The organism is Paenibacillus oleatilyticus (genome assembly GCF_018998565.1).
Lineage (GTDB): Bacteria > Bacillota > Bacilli > Paenibacillales > NBRC-103111 > Paenibacillus_G > Paenibacillus_G oleatilyticus.
Genome location: NZ_JAHNZO010000003.1, coordinates 58,309 through 73,728 on the forward strand (window position 1 = coordinate 58,309; position 15,420 = coordinate 73,728).

General features: G+C 57.5%; 13 protein-coding genes. 11 read left to right on the top strand and 2 right to left on the bottom strand.

What is annotated here, in order from left to right; genetic code table 11:
* Nucleotides 1-3 precede the first annotated feature (3 nt).
* From KQX66_RS05205 to KQX66_RS05245, 9 genes are read left to right on the top strand one after another with little or no spacing between them, the layout of a single operon-like run.
* Entirely contained in the window at nt 4-1,137 is a 1,134-nt protein-coding gene (locus tag KQX66_RS05205; protein WP_216790600.1) for a glycosyltransferase family protein, read from the top strand.
* Entirely contained in the window at nt 1,118-2,212 is a 1,095-nt protein-coding gene (locus KQX66_RS05210; protein ID WP_216790603.1) for a GNAT family N-acetyltransferase, read from the top strand. The genes KQX66_RS05205 and KQX66_RS05210 overlap by 20 nt, the downstream gene beginning before the upstream one ends.
* A complete protein-coding gene (locus tag KQX66_RS05215) occupies nt 2,206-3,321 on the top strand; it encodes a DegT/DnrJ/EryC1/StrS family aminotransferase (RefSeq protein ID WP_216790606.1) in 1,116 nt (371 codons plus the stop codon). The genes KQX66_RS05210 and KQX66_RS05215 overlap by 7 nt, the downstream gene beginning before the upstream one ends.
* Nucleotides 3,322-3,344: 23 nt before the next feature.
* A complete protein-coding gene (locus KQX66_RS05220; RefSeq protein WP_216790609.1) occupies nt 3,345-6,467 on the top strand; it encodes a non-ribosomal peptide synthetase in 3,123 nt (1,040 codons plus the stop codon).
* Nucleotides 6,468-6,487: 20 nt separating this feature from the next.
* Complete coding sequence (locus tag KQX66_RS05225; RefSeq protein WP_216790611.1) at nt 6,488-7,210, top strand: class I SAM-dependent methyltransferase; 723 nt, start codon at nt 6,488-6,490, stop codon at nt 7,208-7,210.
* Nucleotides 7,211-7,244: 34 nt separating this feature from the next.
* A complete protein-coding gene (locus KQX66_RS05230) occupies nt 7,245-7,799 on the top strand; it encodes a GNAT family N-acetyltransferase (RefSeq protein ID WP_253956944.1) in 555 nt (184 codons plus the stop codon).
* A 14-nt stretch (nt 7,800-7,813) separates the two neighbouring features.
* Nucleotides 7,814-9,652 (top strand): ABC transporter ATP-binding protein, encoded by a 1,839-nt coding sequence (locus KQX66_RS05235; protein WP_216790614.1) that lies wholly within the window; start codon nt 7,814-7,816, stop codon nt 9,650-9,652.
* Entirely contained in the window at nt 9,612-11,345 is a 1,734-nt protein-coding gene (locus tag KQX66_RS05240) for an ABC transporter ATP-binding protein (protein WP_216790617.1), read from the top strand. The genes KQX66_RS05235 and KQX66_RS05240 overlap by 41 nt, the downstream gene beginning before the upstream one ends.
* 33 nt (nt 11,346-11,378) lie before the next feature.
* Complete coding sequence (locus KQX66_RS05245) at nt 11,379-12,110, top strand: YggS family pyridoxal phosphate-dependent enzyme (protein WP_216790620.1); 732 nt, start codon at nt 11,379-11,381, stop codon at nt 12,108-12,110.
* Nucleotides 12,111-12,233: 123 nt separating this feature from the next.
* Here the strand turns inward: KQX66_RS05245 and KQX66_RS05250 are convergent, their stop codons facing one another.
* Nucleotides 12,234-12,623, bottom strand: coding sequence for a hypothetical protein (locus KQX66_RS05250; protein ID WP_216790622.1), 390 nt, complete (start codon nt 12,621-12,623; stop codon nt 12,234-12,236).
* A 168-nt stretch (nt 12,624-12,791) separates the two neighbouring features.
* On the opposite strand from KQX66_RS05250, the gene KQX66_RS05255 reads away from it, so the two are divergent.
* Together KQX66_RS05255 and KQX66_RS05260 are read left to right on the top strand one after the other, a co-directional pair.
* Nucleotides 12,792-13,781, top strand: a complete 990-nt coding sequence (locus tag KQX66_RS05255; protein ID WP_216790624.1) for a Gfo/Idh/MocA family protein — start codon at nt 12,792-12,794, stop codon at nt 13,779-13,781.
* A gap of 24 nt (nt 13,782-13,805) precedes the next feature.
* The gene (locus tag KQX66_RS05260; protein ID WP_216790626.1) at nt 13,806-14,534 is read left to right on the top strand and encodes an NAD-dependent protein deacylase; all 729 of its coding nucleotides are present in this window, start codon (nt 13,806-13,808) and stop codon (nt 14,532-14,534) included.
* A gap of 10 nt (nt 14,535-14,544) precedes the next feature.
* Here KQX66_RS05260 and KQX66_RS05265 read toward each other — a convergent pair whose 3' ends face one another.
* On the bottom strand, nt 14,545-15,192 hold the full coding sequence (locus KQX66_RS05265; protein ID WP_216790628.1) for an ANTAR domain-containing response regulator: 648 nt from the start codon (nt 15,190-15,192) through the stop codon (nt 14,545-14,547).
* Between the last annotated feature and the right edge of the window lie 228 nt (nt 15,193-15,420).

Genomic DNA, 15,420 nt, shown 5'->3' on the forward strand with positions numbered 1-15,420 from the left:
GGGATGAAGATCCTTTTGAACGCCGTGCCCTTCGGGTACGGCCCGGTTTCCAAAATCTTGACCGTCGCCAAAAAATTAAAGGCCGGGGGCGCCGAGCTGACGTTTTGCGGCAGCGGCATCGCCTATGATTTTATGCGGCGCGAGCAAGTGTGCGACACCGTACACCTCAACTTATACGAGGAGGAGGGCGCCCGGCAGCTTGCCGGGCTGTCCGCTTCCTTCGATTACGCGCTCACGGCGATGGAGCCGTTGTTCGTCAAGCATCTCCCCGCCGGCGTCCGCCGGGGCTATATCGATTCGTTGTTCTGGATGTGGGATACGGGGCATTTCGACGAGTTTCCCGAGCTGTTTCAAACGGATCATTATTTTGTGCAAAACACGTTCATCGCCGAGCAAAGGTCGAACAACCTGCCGATTCGAAACCCTGTCGTCGTGGGCGGAATTATCGATATTCCGGCCCGGCAGCCCGAGGTCAAGCGCAGGGCGGTCGTTCATTTCGGAGGCATCGAAAATATTTTCAACGATTCCCGTCAAATCCGTTACCCGTACCGGATGATGGAGCTGCTGGAGCAGGCAAGCTGGGAGACGTTCGACGAAGTGATCGTCGTGTGCGGCGAACGGTTTGCCGGCGAGCTGCGGCAGCGCGGATACCGGTTTGCGGACCGGATCGTATCGCTGCCGCATGACGAGTTCATGCGCCTGCTGGCGGATTCGGCCCTGCTGATTACGACGCCGGGTCTGACAACGCTGCTGGAGGCGTACGCCATGGGCATCGAGACCGTATTTTTGCCTCCGCAAAATTACAGCCAGCATTTGATTTTGAACTATTTGTTGGAGCTGTCGTACCCGGTGGAGCTGTTAAACTGGAGCCTGTTCGATCCAAGCTTCCGCCTCGACCCGGACATGCCGGAGAAAGAAGCGGTCATGGCGGTTCAGTCCGGCATGGAGGCGTTCTTTGACGATGACGTTCAGACGAAGATGTTCCTTCAGCTGCTTCACTCGCAGATTCACGATGCCGGCATTCACCGCCAAATTGGGCAATTTCAGCGCGAGTTCATCCATCAGACAGGTACCGACGGCGCGGACCGGATCGCCGCCACGGTGTTGGGGGTTAGGGATGAAGCTGCACATTATTGAACTGAAAAAATTTAGCGATTTTTCGGCGATACGCACGGCCTGGGACCGCATGCTGGAGCAGGCGGTCACGCGGAACGTGGCGCTGACGTACGAATGGGCCTATGCGAGCTGGAAAAGGTACGCCGGCTTTTTCGATGTCCGGGTCGCGACGCTGTGGGAAGCCGACACGCTGGTGTCGGCGATTCCCTTTGTCGCGAGGCCCGTTCGTGGGGAAGGCTGCCGGGGAACGGCGGTGCAGGTGCTGACCGAAATCGTGCCGTACAGCACGGTAAGTGAGGACGCCCCGGTGCTGGAGTGCTTTTTTGCTTATTTACGCCATAACTATGCCGATTTGCTGAAGGTTTCGTTTCAGGAGGTCGACGCCTCCTGCTACGGCTTTGCGGGTTTAACGGATTGGGCCCAGGGCGAGGGGATGCCGTTTTTTATTTATAAGAGCCACGAGTCCCCATATGTCGAGATCCGTACCGATTTTTCAAGCTATTACCTGACGCGCAAGAAGAAGATTAAAAACGCCTTGCGCAACAAGCCGGATAAACTGCAGGCGCTGTCGCCGTTCCGCATTGAATCGTACGCGAAGGAGACAGACATCAGGCACGGATTTCGGCAGCTGCTGGAAATCGATTGCGAAAGCTGGAAGTACGAGGAGAGAAGCGACATGGCCTCGCGGGAAGGCCAGCACATCTTCTACGAAACGTTGGCCGAAGAGGGCGCCAAACGCGGGATGACGGAGCTGTGGCTGCTGGTCAACGAGCGGGAGCCGGTCGCTTTTGAATATAATTTATTTTTCGAGGGCAAGGTGATGGCGATCAAATGGGGCTACAAAGCGAAGTACGCTGCGTTCTCGCCCGGCGTCATCCTGCGCTTGGAAACGACGAAGCAGTTTTTCGAACGGGGCTTTCGGATGATCGATCTGTGGGGGAGCAAGGATCAATTCAAAACGATTTGGAGCGACGCCCACTTCGACCGGTATGCCGTTCACCTGTATGCCAACTCGGCGGAAGGCTTGGCGCTCAAGAGGCAGGACGAGGCTGCCCGAAGCTCGGCGGCCGCCCCGTCCGCGGTGGAGCTATGCTGAACCGCGAGGCCGTGTTGGAAATTATCGAGCATTACGGCAGCAATACGCCGTTATCCCGGGATTACATCGGCGAGATGTGCCGGCTGTTTCAGCAATATTACGGCTTCCGCTACGTGCTGCCCGTCGATTCGGGAACAGCCGCACTGCATACGGCGCTGGCGGCGGCCGGCATCGGTTCCGGGGATACGGTGCTCCTCCCCGTGAACGTCTGTGCATCCGTGCCGATGGCCGTTCTGAGCGTCGGGGCGCTGCCCGTGCTGGTGGACACCGACGCTTCGCTCAATATGGATGCCCAGGCGCTGGAGCGCATGCTGGACGCCCATTCCCGGACCCGGGCGGTGATCGTCGTGCATCAGCACGGCATTCCGGCCAATATGGAGCTGCTGGTCGGTATCGTCCGGGCCAAACAACCGGACGCCTGCGTCATCGAGGATTGCGCCCAGGCTCACAGCACGACGATTCAAGGCCGGCCGGTAGGGCGGCATGGAGACATGGCCGTCTTCTCGTTCAATAAAGGAAAGATCCTTTCGGCGGGCGGAGGAGGGCTTCTGGCTACCGCAAATGAGGAATGGTACGAACGTGCGTTCCGATTTGCTCAGCTGGGTGCCCGCCAAACGCCGTATCACGAAACGTTCGGATACAACTATCAAATGTCCGAGCTGCAGGCCTGCATCATTGCCGGGCAGCTTCGGAGCATCGCGGAGCTGTCGGGCCTGAGAAGGCGCCATGCCGGGTTGTATCGGGAGCAGCTGGATTCCGGCGCCGTCCGTCCCGTGCTTCCCTTGATCGAAGGGGAATCGTCTTGGCACCGGTTGGTCGTGCATTTGTCCGTCACGCCCGAAGCTTACCGGCAGCTGGCGGACGAGTTAAGACGGCAAGGGCTTCCGTTCCAGGAAGCGCATCCTTGCCCGCTGTACCAGGCCCGATTTCTTCAGGATTATTACCGCGCCAACCGGCTCTCGCATCTTGCGGACGAGTCGGGAAGCGGCTTTCCGAATTTCGCCGGGGTCGAGCGGAATCTGATGTTTTTGTATACCCATGCGCAAATGACAAGCGACGGCATCCGGCGCATTTGCGGTCTGCTCAACAAAGTCGGTTCGAGCGCATGAACCGTTGCAGGGAGGGAATTTCGTTGCCGGTAAACAAACTAACGTTAATCGAGGAGCAGGTGCAAGAGACGTTTCCCTTAACGCCGATCCAGGAAGGGCTGTTGTTCAACCGGATCAAGCAATCCGAAGCGGGGCGGCAAACGAATCAGATCATGGTCGGTCTGACCGGGGAACTGAACAAGGACGCCTTCGCCCGCGCCTGGGATACGGTGGCTCAGCGGAATGAGATGCTGAGAGCGATGATCCGGTGGGAAGAGGAGGAGACGCCCGCGCTTCGGATCATGAAGTCTTGGAAACCGCCCGTGAAGGATCACGATCTGTCCGGGCTGCCCGAAGCAGAACAAGACCGCGCCGTCGGCTGCATAAGGGCCGCCGACAGGAACGAGGCGGATATCAGCCGTTCCCTGTTCGTCGTATCGCTTTGCACGCTGGGCCGGGGACAGTACCGGATGATTATGACCTCTCACCGCCTCGTATCCGACGAGGATGGTGACGGACGGATTTTGGACGAATTTTTTCGGGTCTACGAGTCGGTCGCTCAGGGAGACGAAGCGGCATTGGCGGCGAAGCCGTCGTACCGCCAATACGATGCCTTCCTCCGGGCGCAGCGGACCAACCGGGCGAAGGCGTATTGGAAAAGGGTGCTGGCGGGCTATGAGCCACGGGATCATTTTCCCGTTGAGCGTAAAGGCGCGGAAGGAACGGAACTGTGGGCGCGCAGCTCCCGGCCCGTTCCCGTTTCGCTGCAGCAAGCGCTGGCCGGTTTCACGGCGAAGCTCGGTCTGGACTCCTCCGCCGTGCTGTATGCGGCATGGGCGGTGCTGTTGCGGTATTACAGCGATAGCGCCGACGTGATGTTCGGCGTACGCATGCCGGGAAGGCCGCAGCCGTTCGAGGAGATCGTCGCCTGCGCGACCAACACGCTGCCGCTTCGCGCGGTGGCGGACGACGTGGAAACAGCTCTGGATTTTGTGCAGGACATCGCCTTGAAAGTGCATGATTTATCCGGCCATGCCTTCGACCCGCCCGCCGACATCAAAGCCGGCTGCCCGTCGCCTTCCGGCGAATCGATCATCGATTCGGTTTTTCGGATCGAAGCGCCGATGGGTTCGTATCCGGCCGGAGGCACGCTCACGGTCACGGGCTATGAGGCGGAGGAATGGTATGAGCACCCCGTCAATGTGACGTTCCGCAACGGCGCCGAGCCGGAGGTGAAGCTGACGTACGACGCCGCGAAGTTCAAGGCTTCGACCATGAGCCGGGTGCTCGACCATTACCTGCGGATCCTGAAGGACATGATCGGCCGCGCGGACAAGTCGTTGGCGGAAGTGAACATGCTTTCCCACGAGGAACGAAATACGCTGATCACCGAATTCAACCGTACGGATACGGCCGTTGACGGCGAATGGACGATTCCCGGTCGTTTTGCGCGGCAAGCCGCTCTGACGCCGGAACGCACCGCCGTAATGTTTCGGAACACCCGGCTGACCTACCGCGAATTGAATGAAAGGGCCAACCGTCTGGCACGGCGGTTAAGAAGAGAGCGGATTGGCCCCAACACGGTTGTCGGTATTTATATGGAGCGCTCCAGCGACATGATGGTCGCGATCATGGCCGTGCTGAAGGCGGGAGGCGCGTATTTGCCTTTGGACCCGGACTATCCCGAGGAACGCATCCGGTTCATTCTCGAAGACAGCGGCGCCCGCGTGCTGCTGGTCCAGTCCGGTTCGGACGGACAGATTCCGTTCCCGGGGCCGACGCTTGCGGTGGACGACGCTGCCGCTGCGGCCGAAGATTGTGCCGATGTACCGCCCCTCCATACGGGCGAGGATGTCGCCTACATTATTTATACCTCCGGCTCGACGGGCAAGCCGAAAGGGGTCATGATCCAGCACAAGGCGATCATGAACACGCTATGCTGGAACTTCGACTATTACCGCTATGACGGTACGGAAGTCGTGCTGATCATGGATTCGTTCGCGTTCGACAATTCGGTGCAGGACACGTTCTCGCCGCTGCTGGTCGGGGCAAGCATCGTGATACTGGAGCAGGCGAAGCGGCTGGACGCAGGCTATATCGGGGACGTGATCGAAAGCTGCCAAGTGACGCGGCTGTCGACGGTTCCGACGCTGTATGCGATCCTGCTGGAGCATGCCTATCCGAAGATGGGCAGCTTGAAGCTCGTCATCTTGGCCGGGGAAAATCTATCGCTTAAACTGGCGGCCAACCATTTTGCCGCGCTGCCGAACTGCCGGTTGTTTAACGAGTACGGCCCGACGGAAAACAGCGTCAATACGACGGTGTACGAGCTCACTCCCGAATGCGGCGAAATTTTGATCGGTCAACCGATTTCCAATACGAAGTGCTACGTGGTCGGCAAGGATAACCGGCTTATGCCGATCGGTCTGCCGGGCGAATTGTGCATTGCCGGACGCGGCTTGTCGCAAGGCTACGTCAACCGGGCGGAGTTGACCCGCGCGAAATTCGTGGACAATCCGTTCGAACCGGGAACGAGCATGTACAAGACCGGGGATCTGGCCCGCTGGAACGAGGAAGGCAACCTGGAGTTTCTGGGCCGGGTGGACCGGCAGATCAAGCTCAAGGGCTACCGGATCGAGCTGGACGAAATCGAACAGGCGCTGCTTCGCTACGAGGCCGTAAAACAGGCGGCCGTTGTCGATCTTGCATCGCCTGACGGATTGAAGTACCTTTGCGCCTATTTTACGGCCGACGGCAAGGTGGACGCCGAGCACGTGAAAGCCTTTCTGGCGCTGGAGCTGCCGGCCTATATGATTCCGGCGCATCTGATGCAAATCGAGCGCATTCCGATGCTGACCAGCGGCAAAATCAACCGCAGCGCCTTGCCCGCCCCGGATACGCGCCCAGCCGCAGGACATGGCGGGAGCGGGCTGCCTCCGACCGCCATCGAACGGGACCTGCTGGTCCTGTGGGAGGAGACCGGCGGACGGCCCGGAACGGAGGCGCACGAGCCGGTGTTAAGCGGCGATGCCGACTCCATCCTGCTGATGCGTTTTTACGCCAAAATCAATAAAAAATATCCGAATGCGCTGTCCATTACGGACTTGTTCAAGCATTCCGGCATTCAGGACATAGCAAAGCGGATCGAGGCCCATTTCGTTCGATAGTTCGATAGGGGGGATTGCAAATGAGCAGCATAGATCAATTCATCGCGACGAATAAAGACCAATGGAACCGGTTATACAGCCGCCGGACGGATGATAGCGTGGCCAAAACGGAATCCGAGCTGCGCTCGGTGCCGGGCACGGAGGAAACGATCGCCCCGTTTCTGCAGGACTATTTTGCCCAATTGCCGGAAGATATGGAGCTGTTGGAAATCGGCTGCGGCCCGGGGATCAATCTGGTGGAGCTGGCCAAGACGCACCGCTGCACCGGGCTGGATATTTCCAAGGTCGCGCTGGAAAGCGCCCGGCAGCTCGCCTCGGAACGGGGCGTCGAGGTTCGGCTTGTGGAAGGCGGGTTCTACCGCCTGCCTTTCGTGGCGGCCCGCTTCGACTGCCTGGTCGCCAGCTTTTGCCTGCAGTTCAATACGTGGTCGTCGGCCCAGACGGTATGGAGCGAGATCGCCAGAGTGCTGCGCCCCGGCGGATACTTTGTTTTCAAAGTACGCTCGACGTACCGGGACATTCCTTTGTCCGCCGAACGGATCGAGGATCGGGGAATTACGTTTGTTTCATACGAAAATCATGAGCACGGGATGACCTATCACCATTTTTCGGAAGGCGAGATCGAGGAGCTCATGGAGCGCAACGGCCTGGAAAAGATCGATTTGTACGAGCACAAGGACGAGCGCGCCGACGAGCAGCAGGGCAAGCGCGGCTGGTGGACGGGGCTGTACCGGAAAGCTTGACCGGCGGCACGAAAGTAGAGGAGGCGAAGCCAAAATGAACATTCGGACGCACATGAACGGCCATGACGTGGAAATCAGGGAAGCGGGCATGGCGGATAAGCCGGTGATCCGCAATCTGATGCAGCTGTACCAGTACGAATCGACGGATTATACCGGGGAGGACCCGGACGAGCACGGTTACTTCGATTATCCGTTCCTGGATCATTACTGGACGGAGGACGGCCGCAAGCAGGAGAAGCGGCTGCCGCTGCTGCTGACCGTGAACGGCAGCTTGGCGGGCTTTGCGTTCATCAACAATTATACCGTCTATTTGCAGCCGGGGGACGATACTTACAGCATCGCGGAGTTTTTCGTGTTGAAAAAATGGAGAAGGCAGGGGATCGGACGGGAGGTGGTCTGCCAAATTTTCCGCCATTTGAAGGGAGCGTGGGAAATCAGGCAGGAGGCCGATAACAAACCGGCCCACGTCTTTTGGCGCAAGGCGATTCACGAGTTTACCCACGGGAATTATGAGGAAGTGCGCGCCGACGATTGGGACGGCCCGATTCAAATTTTTCAGGTGAACGAGCGGGTTCGGACGACGGATTAAGGGAGACGGACCGCATGGGGACTAACCTGACAAGAGGCGTCGGTACGGAGCGGCCCCGGGCTCAATCGAACCGCATGCGCCGGGTCTATTTCTGGATCGTGTCTTTTATGCTGCCTTACCGCGCCGCTTGCTCGCTATTGATCCTGGCCATCGCGGTCATTTCGGTATCCGAGCTGCTGGTCGCCAAGCTGATCCAGTATTTCATCGACGGTGTGGATGCGATGTCCGACCCGGTTTATTTTTACGGCTACTTGGGCGCGATCGCTCTGCTGGTGACGTTTCTGTTTGCCGGGAGGGTGCTTCAAAACGTGACGCAAAATTCGCTGCAGGAGCGCGCCGCCCGGGACATGCAGTATGCGGTGATCGACCATATGCGCAAGCTTGGCTTCGCGTATTTCGAGCATCACCCGGCAGGCGAAACGTTGTCGCTGCTGAACACGGAAGTGGCGGCGGTGCAAAATATGTACCGGCAGGCGATTCCGTGGCTGCTGCACGAAATCGTTTTTTCGGCCGTTTCGGTCGCCCTCATGCTGCATACGAGCTGGGAGCTTACGCTGCTCGCGATTCCTTGCCTGCTGCTGTATTACGTCTTCGGGCCTTACCTGGAAACGAAAGCGTCCCTGGCCGGACAGCAAATGGCCGCCGACCGGGTTCACTTGAACCAGACCGTGTACGACGCGCTGTCGGCGCTGTCGGAGCTGAGGGCGTCTTCCACCGTCCGCTGGGGGCAGTCCCTCGTCATGGACCGGTTGAACGAGTTCAGCCGCATTGCGCTGAAGCATCTGTGGTACGCGAATTTGCGGGGAGCCAACCGCAAGATGACGTTGTACGCGGGCGGCATCGCCATTTTTGCCTGCGGCTTTGTGCTGCACCGGTCGGGCAGCCTGACGGTCGGCGAGTTTACCGTATTTATGATGTACTTTTTTTCCGGCATGCAGACGCTGACCGCGCTGATTTCAAACTTTACGGAGCAGCGCATCCTGGTGCATCAAGCCGCCCGGCTGTACGCGTTTATGGAGCAGGAGCCCGCCGTCAAGGAAGACGCGCAGCCTGTAATCCTTCCGGACGTGAAGGGTGAAATCCGTCTGGAGGACGTAGAGTTCGGGTACGAATCGGGAAGCGCTCTGCTTCAGGGGCTGAACCTGACGATCAAGCCGGGGCAGCGGGTCGCTTTGGTCGGGATGAGCGGTTGCGGCAAATCGACGATCCTGAAGCTGATCGGGAGATTTTACGATCCGCAGCGGGGAACGGTCACCCTGGACGGGGTTCCCCTCACCCGTCTGTCCTTAGCTCAGCTGAGGCAGACGATGGGGTTCGTGTTCCAAGAGCCCTATTTGTTCGGAGCCACGGTGAGGGAAAATATCCGCTTCGGCCGGCCGGAGGCGACGGACGAGGAAATGATCGACGCCGCCAAAGCCGCCAATGCCCACGAGTTTATTATGGAGCTCCCGCGGGGCTACGATACGGTCGTGGGCGAGCGGGCCGTCCTCTTGTCGGGCGGACAGAAGCAGCGCATCGCGCTGGCCCGGCTGTTTCTGAACAATCCGGCGGTGCTGATCCTGGACGAAGCGACCTCCGCGCTCGATACGATCAACGATATCAAGGTGCAGCAAGCCATCAGCGGCCTGATGAAGGGCAGAACGATCGTTACGGTGGCTCACAAACTATCGACGATCAAGGAGTACGACCTCATCTGCGTGATCCAAAACGGGACAGTGGCGGAGGCGGGCAGCTTCGAGCAATTGCTGCGGCTGGGCGGGAGCTTTTACCGGATGGCTGCCGGCGGAACCTGGAATGCGGCGGAGGATCAACATGGCCAATTGGAAATGGATACTGGGACATATCGCGCTTAGAAGATGGAAAATCACGGCCTGCATTGCTCTCATGATGGCGGAGGGGGCGGCGCTCCTTGCGACGGTCGCGATGCAGAAGGTTATGATCGACGACGTGTTTCTCGGGCAGCAGTATCATCTGTTCGGCTCGCTGATGGCGGCGGTCATTGGCGCGTATGCGGTCTATTCGCTGCTGTTTACGCTTGTTCCTTATCTTGTGCAAAGGAACATCGCGGCAATGCGGTCCAATATGTACGGCGAATTTTTGACGTTTATGGAGCGCGTTCCGATTCTGCGGTGGCAGAAGGAAAGGACGGCCGATTACGTCTACCGGTTGACGACAGATATTTTTCAAGCCGCCCATACGGCAGGGAGCGATATCCCGAAGCTGGTCCAGCAGCTGACCACCGTCGTTATTCTTGCCGTCATCATCGGCTTTGCCAGTCCGTTCCTGCTGCTGGCGACCGGCGGGCTGAGCTGTCTTTATTTGGCGCTTGGACGGCGGTTCGCCCGTTTGCGCAAGCGGGCCGCCGACGAAGTCAACGCCGGGAAGGCCGAGCTGCTGGTGCATCTCGAAGAATCCGTATCCGCGACCCGGGAAGTGATCGCGAACGACCGGCAATCGTGGGAACGCGACCGGTTCAACGACCGGTTCAACCGGTATTTTGCCAGCGTCCTGCGGCAAACCAAGCTGCTGAATCAACAGCTGCTGGCCTGCGATCCGGTCAAATGGGCGGCCAATTTGCTGGTGCTCGGGTACGGGGGCCTGCTGGTGCTGCAGGGAAAGCTGTCGCTCGGGATGTTTGTCGTGACCTATCAGTATGCCCGTCAATTGATGGATACCGTGCAGCAAATGTACGATTTGTCCATGAATGTGTCCGGTTATTTGTCATCCGTGGAACGGATTCGTCAAGTCACGGAGGCGGAGGGAGAGGCGGACGGAACGCTGCCGTTTCGGGACGAAGTCCGCCGCATCGGCTTCCATCACGTGTCGTTCGATTACGGGGACGCGGGCAAACGGATTTTGCACCGGGTCAGCCTGGAGCTGCCGGCAGGCCGCAAAATTGCCTTTGTCGGGGAAAGCGGCAGCGGCAAATCGACGATCGCCAAATTGCTGATCCGTTTCTACGATCCGTGCGAAGGCATGGTTACCGTCAATGACCGGACGCTGGCGGCCGTCCGAAGAAACGATTGGCTGGATAAAGTCGGAATCGTCTTTCAGGAGCCTTATTTTTTTCCCGGCAGCATCCGGCATAATTTGCAGTTGGGCGCGGAGCATGTATCGGAAAGCGAGTTGGTCCGCGCTTGTCAGATCGCCTGCATTCATGAATTTGTGATCAGCCTGCCGAACGGCTATGACACGACGATCGGGGAACGAGGCATCAGTCTGTCGGGCGGCCAGCGTCAGCGCCTGGCTCTGGCCCGGATTTTGCTGAAAGAGCCGGAAATTTTAATTCTCGACGAAGCGACTTCCGCTCTGGATGTGGAGACGGAATACGAGGTGCAGCGGAATTTGGACGAAGCCAGGCGGGGCAAGACGACCATTGTGATTGCCCACCGGCTGTCGACCGTCCAAAATGCCGATGTCATCTTCGTGCTGGACAAAGGGCATATTGCCGGACAAGGGAAGCACGACGAATTGCTGAGGGTTCATAAGGGGTACCAAAGGCTGGTGGCCGCTCAACATCGCGCGTCGGCAAGCCTTTCCATCTAGCCGCCGCATAACGCATATGGGGAGGGATACGCGTTGGATTTACAGGACCGTTTGGCCGCCGTCCGGCATCGCATTCAAGAAGCTTGCCGGCGCTCCGGAAGAAGCCCGGAGGAATTGCGGATCATTGCCATAACGAAATATACGACGCTGGAAGTGACGGAGCGGATTTTGCAGCTCGGCGTCTCCCATATCGGCGAAAGCCGCTGGCAGGACGCCCGGGATAAATGGCAGGCTCTTCACGCGATGGGGACGTGGCATTTTATCGGACATTTACAGACAAATAAGGTGAAGGATGTCGTCGGCAAATTCGCTTATATTCACTCCTTGGACCGCTTGTCGTTGGCGGAAGAAATCGAAAAAAAAGCCGCGGCGCTCCAAACCGTCGTCCACTGCTTTATTCAAATCAACGTTTCCGGGGAGCAGACGAAGCAGGGGCTGCCGCCGGAAAGCTTGTTTACGTTTGCCGAGCAAATTGCAGGCATGGAGCACATTCGGATCGCCGGACTGATGACGATGGCCCCGCACGAAGCGGACCCGGAGGCGACTCGCCCCGTTTTTAAAAGGCTGCGGGAATTACGCGACGACCTGAATGCGTTAAGCATTCTGAAGTACGAGGTCGGCGGGCTTTCGATGGGAATGTCCAACGATTTCGAGGTGGCGGTCGAAGAAGGGGCGACTTGGCTCCGATTGGGCTCGGTGCTTCTCGGAAGACCCGAGGGAAATAACGGGATTCGTCCGGTTGGCGTTACATCAGGCGGGGGCTAGCGCTGGTCTACGCCGATCTAAGGCGAATCATGAGAAGGCGATGCGGCACGATGGATGTTCAATCCGGAGTGCCGCATTTTTAATGCTCTTCCGACACAGGAGGGGCCCTTTTGCCTTTTTTGCTTACTGCATCTGCCCTTGCGATTGATTCTGTTTGGACACGAAGTCGATAGTCCAATCGATCATCCCGTTCATCATATTGATGATCAGATTGATGACATCCTCGTCTGTTAACCGCGAGCCGCGGGTTTGTTTGGAGGCATATTCCTGCATCTTGGTCTGCAGGTCGCTCGTCAGCTTTTTGAGCTGAATGAAATCGTTGGCCATATCGAACAGCGCATTGTTGTTATTTTGCCCCGATCCTTGGTTGCTCTGGCCTTGATTCGAGCTTTGGTTCTGGTTGTTGGATTTGCTTTCAAGCAAGCTTTTGATCTGCTGCAGCTCGTCGCTTAGAAACTGGTTTTGCTCGGTTAATTCTTCGATTTGTCCCTTCAGTTCGCGGTTGCTGATCATGGCGGCTCCTTAACGTAAGATTTTATGGATATTTTACCCTGATTTTGTACATCTATCCGTTCGATATGTAAATTTGGAAATTTCAATTGGCCTCTCACGCGATCCTCCTATACAATAGAAGGATAGGCATGACGACAAATTAAATTACACAACGAGGGGAAATCGAACATGGTACGATTTGCAGTCATCGGAACGAACTGGATTACGGAAGAGTTTATTCGCGCGGCGCGGGAGTGCGAGGCGTTTGCCTTAACGGCGGTTTATTCGCGGACGGAGGAGAAGGTCGAAGCCTTCGCAGCCAAATTCGAAATCCCGCACAAGTTCACGGACCTGGAGACGATGGCGCGGAGCGATGCGTTCGATGCCGTCTACATCGCCAGCCCGAATGCTTTCCACGCGAAGCAGGCCGTGCTGCTGATGAATCACGGGAAGCACGTGCTCTGTGAGAAGCCGCTGGCTTCCAACCGGGCGGAAGTGATGGAGATGATCGCCGCGGCGAAGGCGAACCGGGTACTGCTGATGGAGGCGTTAAAATCGACGCTGATGCCGAATTTCCGCGCCGTTCAGGAGCATTTGTCCAAAATCGGTCCGGTCCGCCGCTATGCGGCAAGCTACAGTCAATACTCCTCCCGCTACGACGCCTATAAGCAGGGGACGGTGCTCAATGCGTTTAATCCCGCCTTGTCCAACGGGTCGCTGATGGATCTGGGCGTGTACTGCATTTATCCGATGGTCGTGCTGTTCGGTCAGCCGGACTGCGTTCAGGCGAATGGTCTGCTGCTCGACTCTGGTGTGGACGGGCAGGGAAGCCTGCTCCTAAGCTACGGGCAGATGGAGGCGGTGCTGACGCATTCCAAGATTGTCAATTCGTACGTGCCGACGGAAATTCAAGGCGAGCACGGTACCCTCGTTATCGACAAAATCAATCAGCCGGAGCAGGTGGAAATCCGTTACCGCGACGGCTCGGTCGAGGTGTTGACCCGTCCGCAGAGCGACAAATCGATGGTTTACGAAGTTCAGGAGTTCATTGATGTGTTGCAAGCCGGCAAACTGGAGTCTGCAACGAATTCGCACGCCAATTCGCTGACTGCAATCTCGATCATGGACGAGGCCCGCAAGCAGATCGGGCTCCGTTTTCCGGCGGATGGAGCGGTGTGAATCAGGAATCAAGGAGGACTGGAGATGGCGGTTGAAGAGATCAAATCATGGATTGAGGACAGCCGGAACATTGTCTTTTTCGGAGGAGCGGGGACTTCGACGGAGAGCCAGATCCCCGATTTTCGTTCGGCAACGGGGCTGTATCAGACGACCTCCCGGCATGCTTTTCCGCCGGAGGTCATGCTGAGCCGCAGTTTTTTTATGGAGCGTACGGCGGAATTTTTCGACTTTTACCGTGCGTGCATGGTCCACAGGGAAGCCAAGCCGAACGCGGCTCACGAGGTGCTGGCGCAGCTGGAGCAAACGGGAAAGCTTCGGGCTGTCGTCACCCAGAACATCGACGGGCTGCATCAGATGGCGGGGAGCCAGCATGTGCTGGAGCTTCACGGGTCGGTGCACCGGAATTACTGCATGGGCTGCGGCAAGTTTTTTGACCTCGATCACGTGACGAGCGACGAGACGATGGTTCCTCGCTGCGATGCCTGCGGTGGAATTGTAAAGCCTGACGTGGTGCTGTACGAGGAAAGCCTCGATTGGGACATCCTGTCGAAGGCCCGAAAGCATATTGCGGAAGCGGACGTACTGATCGTCGGCGGCACGTCGCTAACCGTCAACCCGGCCGCCGCGCTGGTCGGAGAATATGGCGGCGACAAGTTGGTTCTGATCAACCAGTCTTCCACGCCGTATGATAGTCGGGCGACTCACGTCATCCGCGATTCGATCGGGAAAGTGCTGAAAGCTTTGGTGTCTTAAAAGACAGCGGTCATCGCTTGCGGCTTCCTTGATTTCCGTCCTGCAGCAACTGGTACACCTTGACGATGGAGGAGGCTACGTCGGACATCCGTTTGCGCTCGTTCATGGCTTGCTTGCGCAGAAATTCGTAGGCTTCCGCCTCCGAAATACTTTTGATCTCGCACAAAATCCGCTTCGCCTGATCGATCCATTTCCGTTCTTCCAGCCGGGACAGGAGCTGCTCGCGTTCCCGCTGCCATTCCGTCCGCTGACCATATTGATTGAAGCCAAGCAGCAGCGCGCAGTGAATTTCCAAGGCGCTCATCCCGGGACCAAGCATGCCGTCGATGCCGGGGGGCAGCTTGCATTCGTAGCTGGGAAACGTCCGGCGGTCGCACCACCACAGCAAAGGAAGGCTGCGTACGGCGGCAATTTTTTGGCGCCACGGCTCGACTTGTTGGGGGACGACGGATAAGAGCACGGCATCGGCTTTGTCGGCCAGAAACTGAACTTCGTGGAAGGAAGAAGCCGTCTCAACGCGAAAGCCGAGATCTTGCAATATCGTTGCGGCCGTCGCTTCCAAGCCGGAAGGACCGGAGGGCGAGCCGGGTTCAGCGGACGATGGAGAGGAAGAGGGTTCCGGTTCAAAGCCATCGACAAGTAAAAAGGAACGTAACATAAAACTACCTCCATCAAGGTTTTTATGTTGATTTTTCGATATAAAATGTTAGTTTATATTACAATAATATAACACAATATTTTTAAAAATGTCGATGTTGTTATTTTCATAAATGGTTTACGATTTTTGTGTTATGTTTATTGACAACTAAAACGAGGCAAATTATAATAACTCCATAAAGCTTACCCGGTTATTCCTGACACAACGGCGTGTCAATCCTTTCGGCAA

Bases quoted from the DNA above. Each gene is read 5' to 3' on its own strand.
- KQX66_RS05205 (WP_216790600.1), top strand. From the start codon at position 4: ATGAAGATCCTTTTGAACGCCGTGCCCTTCGGGTACGGCCCGGTTTCC.
- KQX66_RS05210 (WP_216790603.1), top strand. From the start codon at position 1,118: ATGAAGCTGCACATTATTGAACTGAAAAAATTTAGCGATTTTTCGGCG.
- KQX66_RS05215 (WP_216790606.1), top strand. From the start codon at position 2,206: ATGCTGAACCGCGAGGCCGTGTTGGAAATTATCGAGCATTACGGCAGC.
- KQX66_RS05225 (WP_216790611.1), top strand. From the start codon at position 6,488: ATGAGCAGCATAGATCAATTCATCGCGACGAATAAAGACCAATGGAAC.
- KQX66_RS05230 (WP_253956944.1), top strand. From the start codon at position 7,245: ATGAACATTCGGACGCACATGAACGGCCATGACGTGGAAATCAGGGAA.
- KQX66_RS05235 (WP_216790614.1), top strand. From the start codon at position 7,814: ATGGGGACTAACCTGACAAGAGGCGTCGGTACGGAGCGGCCCCGGGCT.
- KQX66_RS05240 (WP_216790617.1), top strand. From the start codon at position 9,612: ATGGCCAATTGGAAATGGATACTGGGACATATCGCGCTTAGAAGATGG.
- KQX66_RS05250 (WP_216790622.1), bottom strand. From the start codon at position 12,623: ATGATCAGCAACCGCGAACTGAAGGGACAAATCGAAGAATTAACCGAG.
- KQX66_RS05255 (WP_216790624.1), top strand. From the start codon at position 12,792: ATGGTACGATTTGCAGTCATCGGAACGAACTGGATTACGGAAGAGTTT.
- KQX66_RS05260 (WP_216790626.1), top strand. From the start codon at position 13,806: ATGGCGGTTGAAGAGATCAAATCATGGATTGAGGACAGCCGGAACATT.
- KQX66_RS05265 (WP_216790628.1), bottom strand. From the start codon at position 15,192: ATGTTACGTTCCTTTTTACTTGTCGATGGCTTTGAACCGGAACCCTCT.